The organism is Luteimonas saliphila, from assembly GCF_016774335.1.
GTDB lineage: Bacteria > Pseudomonadota > Gammaproteobacteria > Xanthomonadales > Xanthomonadaceae > Luteimonas > Luteimonas saliphila.
In genome coordinates this window covers 89,879-103,754 of sequence record NZ_JAETWA010000030.1, presented here as the reverse complement: position 1 = coordinate 103,754, position 13,876 = coordinate 89,879, and the positions used below count along the sequence as shown (strand labels likewise).

Below are 13,876 nucleotides of genomic sequence, written 5' to 3'. Positions count from 1 at the left end.
TGGCACTCCAGCTCGATCTATCACCCGGCGACGTGCTCCGCATCGGGACAGGTACCGTCCTGCGTGTAGAATCCAAATCGGGGAGCCGTACCCGGGTGAGCATCGAGTCGGACTATCGAGTCACCCGTGACCCAGCCAGGGTCAACGGCCACGCATCACCAGCGCCAGAGCGCGCGAGCGAGCCGCAAATCAAGCGGCCGCGGTAGCAGATCCCACGGCGCAAGAGTGCCGGCGCGCGACCAGCGCGTACCCAACCCCAGGCGCATGAGTGCCACACCGAAGAAGGAGAGCCGTAATGGCCCGCACCGTCTTTGGCGTTGGCGATCCCAGCGCCGTCAAGCGTTTTTCCGCAATGCTGTTCGTCGACAAGGCGCGCAAGTCCTACTGGGACAACCGCTTTGCCAAGAAGGGCAGGGATGCCGAGGTTCCGATCCAGATCCTGACCGAGTTGGAATCGGACGCCGGCGACACCATCAGCTTCGACCTGTTCGCCCAGCTCCGCGGCCGCGCCACCTACGGCGACGACCGCATCAAGGGCAAGGAAGAAGAGCTCAAGAAGTTCACCGACTCCCTGAGCATCGACCAGGTGCGTTCGAGCGTCTCGGCCGGTGGCCGCATGACGCGCAAGCGCGTGCTGCACGACCTGCGCATGCTGTGCCGCCGGCTCAGCTCCGACTGGTGGCAGCGCTGGAACGACGAGGCGATCAACGTCTACGCCGCCGGTGCTCGCGGTATCAACGATGACTTCATCGAGGACACCGAATGGGCCGGTTTCGCCGGCAACCCGCTGCAGCCGCCGGATGCGAACCACCAGTTGTACGGTGGCTCGGCGACGTCGAAGGCGAGCATGGTCAACACGGACTTCGTGAGCCTGACCCTGATCGATCGCCTGGTCGCGAAGGCCAAGACGATGGGCGGTGGCAGCAAGCGCCAGCCCAAGATCCGGCCGATCATGATCGATGGCGAGAACCGGTACGTGTACCTCATGTCGCCGGCCGACGAGTTCCGCCTGCGCGGCGGTACGTCGGTCGGGCAGTGGCTCGACATCCAGAAGGCGGCGGCCGCCGCGAACGGGAAGAACAACCCGATCTTCAAGGGCGGCCTGGGCATGTACAACAACGTGATCCTGCACGAACACCAGGGCGTGATCCGGTTCGACGACTACGGCGTCGGCGTGAACCTGCCCGCAGCGCGCAACCTGTTCATCGGCATGCAGGCGATGGTGCAGGCCTTCGGTTCGCCGGGTAACGGCCTGCGCATGGAGTGGAACGAGGAAACGGACGACCGCGGCAACGAAATCGTCATCACCACCGGCTGCATCAGCGGCGTGAAGGCGACCGTGTTCAACAACGAGCGCTACGGCTCGATCGCCGCGGACGTGTACTCGCCCGAAGTCGAATAACCGATCTGGGGCCGCGTCGGGCTGGCGATGCTGATCGCCAGCCCACCCAGTTCACCGTTCACACAGCACGATCCAAGAGGCTACCGCCATGACCGAATACGCCAACCCCGGCGTGAGCAAGAACGTCCGCGCCAGCGAGGATGCGGGCCAGCTCACCTACAACCGTTTCACCTTCGATTTCGCCGCGTCCTACGCGCCGGCGACGTTCACCAACGCGAGCTCCGACCGGATCCAGGTCGGCGAAGTCCCCGCCGGCGAAGTGCTGGTCCCGCACCTGTGCCGCATGGACATCCCGGAGCTCGACACCGCCGGCTCCCCGACCGGCGATTACTCGCTCGGCATCGCCGGTGCGGCGGCGTCCCTGCGGGCGTCCGCGGCATCGGAAACCCCCGTCGTGCTTACCGGAGAGGACTTCCTGGTGCCGGCGACGCCGATCGGAGCGCGCGACGTGCCGACGCCGATCTACCTGTCCGCAGTGGCCGCACACGCCACGATCGCGGCCACCGGCGTGCTGGTGTTCGAGCAGGTCACGCGTCCCTACGACGTGACGATCGACGGCTGATCGCAGTCTGGCCAGCCGCCACCTATGGCCGCCTTCGGGCGGCCTTTTTTCTGGAGCTCAGATGAAAATCCAATGCCTGATCCGGCGAGCGCAAGGCTCGCAGGTGTCGTTCGACGCAAACGACAAGTGGCCCGCGGGTCACTACCACTTCAAGCCCGAGAGCGATGCGCCCGGCGCGCCGCACGTCGCGGAAGTCACCGAGGAAATGCACCTGCATCGCCTCCTGTCGCAGCCCGACGTCTACCGCGTCGTGCCCGACGGCCAGGCCAAGGCCGACGTGCCGGCCAGCGGCGGCGTCGTCATCCCGCCGAAGCAGCCACCCGCGCCGCCGGCAGCGCCTCCAGCGGGCCCGCCCGCCGGCGACACCACCACGGCGCCACCGCCACCGCCTGCGGCTGACGTCGACGCCAAGGTGGTCGACGAGATCCGCGACCTGACGGTTCGCGAGCTCAAGGCCAAGGTCAACACCTACGACGCCGCCGCCCTGCGCGCTGCGCTGGCGATCGAGCGCGACCGCAAGGACGACAAGCCCCGCACGAGCTGGATTGCCGTGGTGGAAGCCCACCTTGGGGCTGAAGGCTGATGGAGCGCAAGGCGCTCAGGACGGAGTTGCGTCGGGATTACCTGGACGACGCGACTCCGCCCTACCTCTACGAGGACGACGCGCTCAACGGCTTCCTGAACGATGCGCAGCGCCAGGTGTGCCTGCGCAAGCGCGCGCTGATCGACAGCACATCGACGGTCACGCAGTTCGAGCTGCCGATCGGCGCACAGCGGGTGCGGCTGAACCCCGCGATCCTCGCCGTGCGCTTCGCGCGCCTCAACGACTGCCATCCGCTGACCGGCACCACCGCGAAGCGGCTGCTGAAGCGCGATCCCGACTGGGACATGTCCGATCCCGGCTCGCCGCGGTACTGGGTGCCGGACTACCAGGAGGGCTTTCTCTACTTCGACCGCCCGACTGACATCGCGCGCACGCTGAAGCTTAGCGTCTGGCGCATGCCGCTCGAGGCAGAGCAGATGGAAGATGACGGCGACTCGCCGATCATCGCCGAGCACTACCACCAGGACCTGCTGGACTGGGCCGCATACCGCGCCTTCAGCATGAAGGACAGCGAGCTCGGCGACGAAAAGCGCGCCGCGACGCACCTGCAGACGTTCGAGGCCAAGGTAGGCCGGCTGCCCAACATGACCGAGGTCCGGCTGTGGGGCATCCAGCCCGTCGTCGGCGTGCCGGCGGAGTTCATCTAGCCATGGCCGGCGTCCGCGACAAGGACCTGTGGAAGGCGGGCCCCTGGCCCGCGGGCATGCTCAACGCGGTGGACGAGGACGCGATGCCGCGCTCCGAGGACGGGCCCATGCTGGGCCTGCGCGAGGCCGACAACGTCGACATCCGCAACGACGGCACCCCGCGCCGCCGGCCAGGCAGCGAGCGCTTCTACGAGGCCACGCTCGCGCATTCGTACTGGTCGGATTCGCGCTGCCCGTTCGGCCTGTTCGTGGACGACGGCGCGCTGATGGTGGCATTTGGGCCCGGCGACGTCGAACCGCTCGGCGTGACGGTGGGCAACCTACCGTTGAGCTACGAGTGGATCAACGATCGCGTGTTCTACACCAACGCCACGGCCTGCGGCACGGTCGACATGGCGCTGCAGCGTTCGGACTGGGGCCCGGAGTGCCCGGCAGGGCAGCCGTCGCTGTCGCTGGCGCCCGGCCTTTCACTGCCCGCGGGCAGGTACCAGGTGGCGGTCACCTTCATCGACGCGCTCGGCCGCGAGTCGGGCACGCCGAAAGCAGCCGTGATCGACGTGCCCGAAGGCAACGGCATCGCGCTCGGCAGCATTCCGCAGCCGGCAGGCACCGCGATCATTGCGCTCTACCTGAGCGACGCGAACGACCAGGTCCTGCGGATGCACTCGACCCTTCTACAGGGCACGAGCACGCTGCTGGTGGGCACGCCGGCGGTCGGCCGCAAGCTCGAGACGCAGTTCCTGGTGCCGATGCCGGCCGGGCAGATCGTCGGGCTGTTCAACGGCCGGCAGTTCGTGGCCGACGGGCGCTACCTGCGCTGGTCGCCGCCCCTGCGCTATGGGCTGACCGACCCGCTGCGCAACGTGATCCGGTTCGGCGGCGACATCGAGCTGTTCGCGCCGACGGCCGAAGGCAAGGCATCGGGCGTGTATGTGGCGGCGGCGAAGCGCACTCACTTCCTGGAAGGCATGGACCCCGCGGCATGGGGCCAGAACATCCGCAAGGCCAGCGGCGCGTTGCCGGCGTCCTTCCGCAGGATCCCGGGCCCCGCGCTGGGCTTCGAGACGGCCGAGGACGTGCCTGTCTGGATCGCCAGAGACGGCCAGGTGTGCGTCGGCGGCATGGGCGGCGTGATCGTGAATCCGAATCAGGGGCGGCACGTGGTCGACGACGCATCGCGCGCCGCCGTGCTGTTCCGCGAGGGCGACGGCCTGCAGCAGTACATCGCCGCGCTGCGCAACCCGCGGCCGCAGGGGCTGGCTATTCGTGACCGCGCGATCGCGCACGTGATCTATGACGCCCGCGACGCGGCGCCGGACTAAGCGGGCCCGGTCTGCGCTCACGGACCAGCGCGCAGCGATCTGCAGGGCGTGCCCAAACGCGACCGGCCCCACCCCGTCACTAAAGCTCTTCTGCAGCGAGTGCGTGTGCTTGCTCGCTGTGAAGGTTCGGCTGGCCAGCGAGAGCTGTCCAAAAGGCAAGTGGTAACCCTCAACTGGAGCAGCAACATGAACCTGATCGGTGCCTTCATCCGTGATGTCCGCCGCGCGCTGCGCATGAATGCGCACGAGATTGCCGAGGACGGCAGCATGTATATCGCCAGCGCCCGCGCCTTCATCGGCGGCGCGTTCTCCCACCAGTACACGACGCCGGAAGGCATCGTCTTGCCCTGGACCTTCGACAAGCCCAACCGGGTGGTCAACGAGGGCCTGAACAAGGTGCTGAACCTGATCCCGGGCCACGCCACGTCGGCAGCGCTGTACATCGCTCCGTTCAGTGGCGACGTGGCGCCGCCGGCGACGTGGACCGGTGCGACCTGGGTGGCGGCCGCGACGGAGTTCACCGCCTACACCGAGTCGACACGCCGGCCATGGACGACCGTGGCGTCCACCGCGCAGAACTTGACCAACGCCGCGGCGCTGGCGGCCTCAACCATCACCTTCGCCGCGGGCGGCCCGTACACCGTGCGCGGCGCGGCGCTGGCCGAGGCGTCGGCGAAGTCGGCCGGTACCGGGATCCTGTTCGCCGCCTCGAGGTTCGACGCCGACCTGACCGGCATGGCCGCCGGCGGCAAGCTGGCGCTCGAGTACGCCCTGGCCGCGATCGACGAATCCGACGCGTGACAGCTCGCTACATCGACTGGACCCACATCCGGGTCAACGGCGACCGCCAAGCCGCGGCGCCGTACGTCGCGGACGGCAGGAAGCTGCTGGGCGAGGTCATGGAAGAGGCGGCGCGCAACGAGCTGGGCGTGCTGGCGATGCACCGCGAGCTCGAGGACGGCACGATCATCACCGCCGAGAAGCATGGCGAGATCCCGCGCATCACGATCACGCCCGCGCCGCCGGTCCCCACCATCCCGCCCCCGGTGGTACGCGACGACTTCGTGGTCTGGGCCCGCACCACGGCGCTGCCGGCGGGCATCGACGCGGACAGGCCGCAGCAGATACTGCGTCCGGCATGGACGACGTTCTTCAACGACTCCGGCGTCGACGGCTTCGAGGCCTTCCCCGGCGAGAAGGGCACCTACGGCGGCATGTTCCCGCAGGGGCTGCTGCTGGCCGGGAACATCGACTGGGTCCGGCCGAGCACAGGCGAGCGGCTGAGCTGGTACGGCCCGAGCAGCCGCTACTGGTACGACGACTGGCGCCTGCCGCGCGCGCAGTACGGCGTTCACGTGTTTCACCTGGGCCAGGTGCTGCTGGACGTGGAGGCCTACGCCAACGAACTCGACGAGCCGTTCGTCGAGCGCTGGGTGCTGGGTGCCGCAATGACGCAGACGCACCTGTACGTGGTCCTGGCCGACCTGCCGGAGAACATTTCCGTCGATTCACCGCCGGCGACAGCGAGCCAGTCGCCGGATTCGTGGTCGTCTCCGAGCATGCCGGCCGGTGCGATTTCGGTCGCGCTTCGCCGCTTCCTGCTGGTGCACAACCCGGCGACGCCCGACCCGATGCAATACACGGTGCCCGGGAACAGCCACGAGGAACTGTGGGCCGGGACCATCACGCGTGGCGTCGCGCCGTGGCACTTCAGCCCGGACGTGACCACCGCGGTTGCGCACATCGCGCCGGCAGCGCTCGAGCTCACCCAGCGCGGCGCCGGCGTGATCTATCCCAGCGAGTCGCACCTGCGCCACATGCTGGAGATCGAGGGCGCCGAGGCTGAGCTACTCACGGAAGTAGTGTCCCTGAGCGCGAACGCGCCGGCCGTCATTGCCGAGGACGGGGAGGCCACTCTCGCGATCGTGCGCAAGCCCTACAACGGGTTCGAGAACGCGCTGTTCTACCGGATCGGGGAGCACGACTACCTGGCCATGGCAGTCACCGAGGCGCCTGACACCCTGCGCTACGACCGTCGTCAGATTGTCTGGGCCGACCTGCGCGCGGGCACCTTGCTGCTGCTGGCCGACTCGATCCAGGCCGGCGAGTGGATGTTCGACCTGAGCTTCAGGCTGTGCAGCAACGGCACCGAGCAGGTGGCTTGGGGCGACGCCACTGCAGTGGTGACCCTCGGCAGCTACGACGCGGTGCGCTTCATGCTCAACGAGACGGCCACGCGCGCTGTAGCGCCGCTGGCGCTTGCCCACCTGAACGCGTACGGGGCGGTCGACGGGGGCTGGCCCGGGGGCGTGCACAACGCCCAGGTGTCGCTGCTCCACGCACACTACTGGCTGCCGTTCCGGATCTCGGCCACGGCCGGCCAGACGCGTTTCGCGTTTGCTGCTGGCGCATGGAGCAACCTGCAGAGCAAGGCCGCGGTCGCGCGCAACACCGGCGCGAACACCCAGGTGGACGGTCTGGGCCACACCACGTTGCCGGGCTTCGCGACGTACAAGGGCTACAGCGTCCTGAGCTACAGCACCAACGGCGGGATCAATGGCCGCCGGATCAAGCTCGACTACATCACCGGTTCGTCGCTCGGCGCTGTGACCGGGGTGCCCGGCGAGGACACCACCGAGAACACCATTCTCGGCAACGACGCGCGCTACCACCCCGTCTGGCTGCTCGGCGCGCGGCGCCGCGCGGCGTAGGAGCACCCATGTCCGTTCGCTTGTCCACCGGCTACCTCGCGCGCCGCAACGCTGGCGCTTCCTTCGCTTCCATCTTCGATGGGGGCTGCTTCGAGGTCCGCACCGGTACGCAGCCGACCAGCGCGGACCTGCCAGTGACCGGGGACCTGATCGGGCATATCACGCGCAACGGCGCGGTTTGGACACCCGGCAGCCCCACGGCTGGGCTGCGCTTCGACGCATCAGGCCGCCAGGTGATGAAGCGCCTCACAGACGCGTGGCGCCTGATCGGCAGCGCCACCGGAATAGCCGGCTGGGCGCGTCTGGTCGGCCCCGTCGCAGATCCCGGCACATCGAGCCTGTCCTTGCCACGCATCGACGGCGCGATTGACCTGATCGGCGCCCTGACCGACGCCCAGTTTTTCCTGCCAACCCTCGGCATCAGTGCCGACTTCTCGATCGACATCAACTACTGGTGGCTCGCAACGCCACCGCTGCCTGGAGAGTGACAAATGCGCATGACCCGCGGCCTTGCCGAACCCATGCTCGACGCCTTCAAGGCCGAGCTCGATGGTAGCTTCGGCTACGTGTTCTCCGGCCCCCTGCCTGCCGGCGCGGGCGACGCCCTCGACATGGTCAATGACCACACGCTGCTGTCCATCCTGACCGAGTCGGGCGACGGCACCACCGGTCTCACCTTCGACGTCCCCGACGACCATTCCATTGCGAAGAACCCCAGTGAGTCGTGGCGCGGACTCATCAGCTTCTCCGGCGCGCAAGCCGCTGAGTCCTCGCTGGCGCCCACCTTCATCCGCTGGTGTCCACCTGGCGACGACGGGCAGGGGGCGGCCGACACGCCGCGCCTGCAGTGCACCGCAGGCGGGCCCAACTCGACTGCGGTTGCGCGCCTGGCCAGCGATACGCTGACCGACAACGGCACCGCCGAAACTGGCCTGGCCGGGTTCACGTACTCCCTGGTGCCACTGCAGTAATGCTGCGCAAGGTGCCAGCGCCGGTTTTCATCCCGCCCGTGCCGGGCCGGCCAGGCGTGCCCGCGACCACAATCTGCACCCCGCCCTATTCGCCACCCCCGCCGTCCTATGGAGGCATCGGCGGGGGTGGCGGTGGCGGCAGTGGCGGGGGCGGCGGCACGACGGTCTGCAGCAGCGCCTGCATTGTGGTCGGTACCGAGTCCGATGGGAGCCCGGTCTACATGTGCGGCATACCCGTTTGTCGGAGGGTATGACGATGGCGCCCACGAAGGCCTCCATGGGCACCACGCGCTGGTACTCGCCCGACGGTACCAACTGGTCCGAGGACCGCAGGCTGGTGAACGGCATCAACCTGTGGCGCATCGGCACGCCTGCAGCGATCGAGGCGCTGGCCGGCAAGGTGATACGCGGATGGACCATCAAGGGGCAGGTGTTTGGCCCCATCCGGCGCGCCATCGAGATTGTCGGTCTGCAAGGCTGCAGCTACCCCCAGCCGTCACAGATCCTGACCGGGCTGAGCCGAACGTTCGACATGGTGCGAGCCGATACGGGACGACCGATCGGCGCGATTCCGCTCTTCGGCGATTTCAACGTCGTCGGCAGCCAGGAGTGGGTAGGGCTCTACAGCACCAATTTCGTGACCAGGCGTGAATCCGATTCCATCCCGTATCCGGTCCTGACGGAGTTCACCCTGCTGGTGAGCCCGAAGCCGCGATGGAAGGTCGAGGCACCTGCAGAGGTCGAGGTCGGCAGCATCGTCGAGGTCAAGGTGCACGTGGCGTACGCCGATGGCGAGAATATCGTCGGCCTGCTGCTGGCGATGCGCAGCGGCGCCGGCCGGACCGAAGTACGAGGCGCGACCAGTACCTTCGGTCCAAGCGCGACCGCGCTCACCAACGCCCAGGGTGTCGCCACCTTCCGCCTGCGCGGGCTTACCGGAGGCTCCGAGCACGTCTGGGTGAGCGATTCACCACACGTGAATCTGCGCGAGCCGCTCTACGACCCATCGCTCCCGGGGCAATTCAACATCAGCGTCCGCGACGTCGTCGTGGCGCTGCCGCCGGGTGAGTGCGTCGACATCCCCGCAGTGCCCGAGATTCCCGAGATTCCGGCGCGCATCGAGTTCGAGTCCACCTTCCAGTGGGACGCCGGAGGCAACAGCGTCGCCGAGCTCGACGGGGACCTGCACGTGGTGTTCGACCAGGGCTATGGGGTCGGTACGGTCCTCGGCTTCGCTGGCTCGCGCGACGACGTCGGCACCTACGCGCGCATTACCCATGCCTTCTACTTCCACGCCACCGCGGCCGGCCAGTTCCGCGTTGCGGTGATGGAGGCGGGCAAGACCGTCTCCAGCCCGATGCCGCATGTCGCGGCCGCGCAGTACGAGATTCGACGCGTCGGTGGTGCGGTCAGCTACCTGATCGACGACGTGGTCGTCTACCAGTCGCGCGTCTCCAGCACGGGCCCGGTCGTGGTCGGCACGGCGCTGTACGCGACGGGGGACAGCGCGCCATGAGGATCCAAACGGTCGGCTATCCCGCCGCGGTGCTCTTCGCCGCCTTCAACGATGGCGCGAACTACTTCCGGCTGCAGGTCAGCGGCTTCACTGGTCGCACCTTCCGCGTCGTTGACGCTGACATTGACACCGCGGGCTTCTACGACAACGTGCTGCTGCGGGGGGAGTCTGGATTCACCGGTACGCCGACGATCTATCTGTCCAACGGCACAGACCAGACGGCCGCGATTTTCAGTGGAGCCGTCAGCAGCGACGTCGAGATCCGCGTCGGCGGCGGACCAGACTGGGGAACGCAGCTCGGCAATTTCGCGTTGACGTTAGAGGTCGAAACCGGTGTCGCGACCGGCGAGTTCGTCCCACTGGCCGAGTCTGGTCTGTCCTATGCCGTGCTCACCACCGGCTCCCCGAACATCGAGGCCGAGGGCGGACCCGAGCCGCCTGCATCGTGCTTCTGGACCGACCTGGTCCGCGTCTCGCAAACGGGCTGTGAGCCCGCACCCTGACCGAGTAGCCGACCGTGCCCATCGTTTTCGAACAGCTAGCGGCAGTCGTTACCGAGGGCAACGTCGCCGGCAGGTCTGGCTTCACCGGAGGCGGCTACGGCCTGGGGCTTGAGTTCGGCGTTGCCGCGGGGGTGACCGGCTACGGCGGCAGCGCGGAGCTCTTCCAGGAGGACGACGACGTGGTGCCAGAGCTGCCGCCGATGGCGGCGGGCAGCACGGGCTACCGGATGCAGGCGACTGGCTTCGTCTACGAGCCAGGCATCGCGGATGGCGGCACAGGGTTCAGAGGGGCCGCGTTCGGGATCGACATGCTGGGCGTAGCCGGCGGCAGTGTTGGATACCGGGGCTCGGCGTACGAACTGCCTCCAATGGTGGCTTACGGGTTCTTCACCGAGCCTGCCCCCCTGATGGTCGCCTACGGCGGGATCCTGTTCCAGCAGATATTCGATGGCATCGTGCTCGGTGAAACCGTGCGCACGCGTCCGACCGTCCGTCTGCGCGAGGTGCTAGCGCTACTTGAGGTGCGGCGTGGGGTGTTCGAGGGCGAAGTCACCATCGCCGACGCCATTGCCCTGGGCGATGACCCGAACTGGCTGATCTATGCGGTCGCCGCGGACGTTGTGCTGCTGGGCACCTCGATCGAGACGCAGTCGCTGGCGATCGCGCGCGCGCTGGAACGGCTGATCCTGTCGGGGCAGGCGCGCAACCTGCCGGAAGCGATCGCCGCCTTGGTCGACGGGCTGGTGTTCAACGCCCTGGTGGAGGCCTATCACCACGGCCAGGCCGCCGAGACGCTGCTGCTGAGCAGCCACATCGAATCGCTCTACACCGCGTTCGCGCGGCTGCTGGACCGAGTGTTTCTGTCCGCGCCGGCGACTGGAACGCACACTGCGACCATCCTGGTGCAGGAGCGGCTGCTGCTGGGCGTCGACCTGAGTCACGCCGCCGAGCTGGTCGCGCTGATTCGCGACTCCATCGGCTTCTCGATGACCCTGTCGATCGACAACGGCGAGTACATCGCCTGGGTCATGAACACGCAGACCAAGGCGATGAGCCGGTACACGCAGTACCCGTTCAACAGCTTCGGCCAGCTCGGCGGGCGCTACGTCGGGTGCGCCAGCGACGGCCTGCACTGGCTCGATGCCGATACCGACAACGGCACACCGATCGACGCGCGGATCCGCCTTGGCCTGGACGCGCTGGGCAGCCGGCGCCTGAAGCGCATCCCGGAGGCCTTCGTCGGCTACACCAGCGACGGCACGCTGCTGCTATGGGTGGTGCGCGCCGACGAGGAAAGCGGGGAGCGCGAGGCCGCGATCTACCGGTTGTCGCCGCGTGCGGCTGGCAGCAAGCGCGAGAACCGCTTCAAGGTCGGGCGAGGCCTGCGGGCCGTCGACTTCGACTTCGTCATCGAGAACGTCGATGGCGCGAACTTCGACCTGAGCAGCATCGAGTTTCGCCCCCTCTACCTCGACCGCCGCACGCGCGGCTGATCCCTTCGGAGATCCAGAACAATGGCGACCTGGTGCCCCGATCTGTCCGGCGACCTTGCCGCGATCCTTGTGGACAACGCGCACACGCTGTTCATGAACCGTGGCACGCAGACGTACAACACCGCGATCAATGCGCTCAACGACCTGAGTGACATCCCGCTGTCGCCCTACGACTACACGGTCAGCTTCGATTTCGACCAGTCGCTGGCGCCGTTCATCCGACCTCGACGACCGACGCTCGACACAACCGACTTCACCCTCCAGCAGCCCCCGGATCCGGGGGCTGCACCGGGCTTTGTCGGAAACCCGCTCACCTTCACCACCGCGCCGGATCTGGACTTGCCCGAACCGGTGCTCACCTACGGGCCGCGTCCGAACACGCCGAACATTGCGCTACCGATCGCGCCGCCGCCGCCCGATTACATCGAAATGCCGATCGAGCCGGACTACGAGCTGCCACCGGTGCCGACGTTCGAGAGCCTGAACCTGCCGACCGTCCCGACGCTGGAACTGCCGGAGTTCGAGGGTGAGCGCCCGGTCTGGGTGGAGCCGCCGTTCGCCGAGACGTGGGCGTTCGACCCGCAGGCCTACGAGAGCGTGATGCTCGACCGCCTGGTCGCCGCGCTGGACCCGATGCTGCAGTCGAACCCTGCACTGCCGGAGCACATCGAATCGGCGATCTTCCAGAAGGGGCGCAGCCGCGCCGAGGTCGAGACGCAGCGCGAGGTCGACCAGGCCTACGCCGAGTTCGCCAACCGCGGCTTCTCCGAGCCGGCCGGCATGCTGTCCGCGCGCCTGCTCGAGATCCGCCAGGGTGGGCAGAACCGCATCGCCGAGTTCAACCGCGACGCGGTCATCAAGCAGTACGAGGAAACGCTGGCCAACCTGCGCTTCGCGATCGTGCAGGGGGCCGCGCTCGAGGGCGTGTTCATCCAGCTCCACATCGAGGACAACCGCAACGCCCTGCAGGCGGCAACGTTCCTGCGCGAGTCCGCGATCGCAGTCCTGAACGTCCGGCTGAGCGTGTTCAACGCCCGGCAGCAGGCCTACGCGACCGACGCGCAGGTGCTCGAGGCGCGCATCCGCGCGTCGATGGCCACCATCGAGCTGTACCGGGCCCAGATCGAGGGCGAGCTGGCGAAGGGCCAGGTCAACGAACAGCGCGTGCGCCTGTACGAGGGCCTGCTGCGCGGCCTCGGCGTGATGGCCGACTTCTACCGGGAACGCGTGAACGCGGTGAAGGTGCAGACCGAGGTCGACCGCAACGTGGTGGAGCGGTTCAAGGCCCAGGTCGACGCCTACGACAGTCGCTGGCGCGCACACGTGGCCGAAATGCAGGCATGGGGAGCCGGCATCGAGGCCGAGGGCAAACGCGCCGACGTGTTCCGCACCCTGATGGACGGCCGCATGAAGAAGGTCGACGCCTGGGCGACCACGAACAACCAGCAGATCGAGCAGGAGCGGTTGCGCATCCAGCAGCATGGCCAGCAGCTCCAGGCCTTCGACAGTCGGATCCGCCGCTTCTCCGCGTTCCTGGATGCCGAGCGGGCGCGGCTGGCGGCAGTGGCGTCGCGCGAGGACGCCAAGACGCGGCTGTACGTGGCCGACGCGTCGGTCGAGCAGGCCGCGTCCGCGGCGACTGACCGGTCCTACCAGCTTGGCCTCGAGCGCGCGAAGGCCGAGCTCGAGGGGCGGCTGGCCTATGGCCAGCAGATGATCGCCCAGTTCAAGGGGCTGATCGACCAGTCCATCGCGATCGCCGAGGCGAAGGCGCGCGTGGCCAGCCAGCTCGCCGCCAGCACCATGTCCGCCGTCGGCTACAGCGCCAGCGTGGGCAGCTCCAAGAGCCGCAGCAACTCGTGCTCGGCGAACTTCAGTTTCGCCGGCGAAATCGCCGACGCAGGTATCTAACCGAGGGCAGGACCATGGCAGACGAACAGAAAAAGCGTAAGCCGTTCGGATTCACGGGCGAGTACCCGGCGGACTTCGCCGCGCCGCGTCAGCCATCCCTCGCGGCACGCGCGCTGCGCGGCGACTTCCAGGTGGCGCGACCATCGGCTCCGCCCGCGGCGCCGGTCAACGTGGGCATGGGCGCGCCTGCGTCCGCTCCACGGCCCGCCGCGCCGGCGGCGCCCGCACGCCCTG

At 68.0% G+C, this 13,876-nt stretch carries 13 protein-coding genes; all 13 read left to right on the top strand.

The window, feature by feature from the left end; genetic code table 11:
• The first annotated feature begins 295 nt into the window (after positions 1-295).
• Positions 296-1,402, top strand: coding sequence for a N4-gp56 family major capsid protein (locus tag JMO03_RS07175; RefSeq protein ID WP_202841967.1), 1,107 nt, complete (start codon positions 296-298; stop codon positions 1,400-1,402).
• An 88-nt stretch (positions 1,403-1,490) separates the two neighbouring features.
• A complete protein-coding gene (locus tag JMO03_RS07170) occupies positions 1,491-1,964 on the top strand; it encodes a hypothetical protein (protein WP_202841965.1) in 474 nt (157 codons plus the stop codon).
• 61 nt (positions 1,965-2,025) lie between these two features.
• Positions 2,026-2,547 (top strand): hypothetical protein, encoded by a 522-nt coding sequence (locus tag JMO03_RS07165; protein WP_202841963.1) that lies wholly within the window; start codon positions 2,026-2,028, stop codon positions 2,545-2,547.
• On the top strand, positions 2,547-3,215 hold the full coding sequence (locus JMO03_RS07160) for a phage adaptor protein (protein WP_202841961.1): 669 nt from the start codon (positions 2,547-2,549) through the stop codon (positions 3,213-3,215). Before JMO03_RS07165 ends, JMO03_RS07160 begins: the two co-directional genes overlap by 1 nt.
• A gap of 2 nt (positions 3,216-3,217) precedes the next feature.
• Positions 3,218-4,537: a hypothetical protein gene (locus JMO03_RS07155; RefSeq protein WP_202841959.1), complete on the top strand. Its 1,320-nt coding sequence runs from the start codon at positions 3,218-3,220 to the stop codon at positions 4,535-4,537.
• Between the two features lie 186 nt (positions 4,538-4,723).
• A complete protein-coding gene (locus JMO03_RS07150) occupies positions 4,724-5,338 on the top strand; it encodes a hypothetical protein (protein WP_202841957.1) in 615 nt (204 codons plus the stop codon).
• Complete coding sequence (locus tag JMO03_RS07145; protein WP_202841955.1) at positions 5,335-7,248, top strand: hypothetical protein; 1,914 nt, start codon at positions 5,335-5,337, stop codon at positions 7,246-7,248. Before JMO03_RS07150 ends, JMO03_RS07145 begins: the two co-directional genes overlap by 4 nt.
• 8 nt (positions 7,249-7,256) lie before the next feature.
• Positions 7,257-7,736 carry a hypothetical protein gene (locus JMO03_RS07140; protein WP_202841953.1) on the top strand — a complete coding sequence of 160 codons (480 nt, stop codon included), beginning with the start codon at positions 7,257-7,259 and terminating at the stop codon, positions 7,734-7,736.
• Positions 7,737-7,739: 3 nt separating this feature from the next.
• Positions 7,740-8,219: a hypothetical protein gene (locus tag JMO03_RS07135; RefSeq protein ID WP_202841951.1), complete on the top strand. Its 480-nt coding sequence runs from the start codon at positions 7,740-7,742 to the stop codon at positions 8,217-8,219.
• Between the two features lie 256 nt (positions 8,220-8,475).
• Entirely contained in the window at positions 8,476-9,735 is a 1,260-nt protein-coding gene (locus tag JMO03_RS07130) for a hypothetical protein (RefSeq protein WP_238345976.1), read from the top strand.
• Positions 9,732-10,238, top strand: coding sequence for a hypothetical protein (locus tag JMO03_RS07125; RefSeq protein WP_202841946.1), 507 nt, complete (start codon positions 9,732-9,734; stop codon positions 10,236-10,238). The genes JMO03_RS07130 and JMO03_RS07125 overlap by 4 nt, the downstream gene beginning before the upstream one ends.
• Positions 10,239-10,252: 14 nt before the next feature.
• A complete protein-coding gene (locus JMO03_RS07120; protein ID WP_202841944.1) occupies positions 10,253-11,731 on the top strand; it encodes a hypothetical protein in 1,479 nt (492 codons plus the stop codon).
• Positions 11,732-11,752: 21 nt separating this feature from the next.
• A complete protein-coding gene (locus JMO03_RS07115) occupies positions 11,753-13,642 on the top strand; it encodes a coiled-coil domain-containing protein (RefSeq protein ID WP_202841942.1) in 1,890 nt (629 codons plus the stop codon).
• The last annotated feature ends 234 nt before the right edge of the window (positions 13,643-13,876 follow it).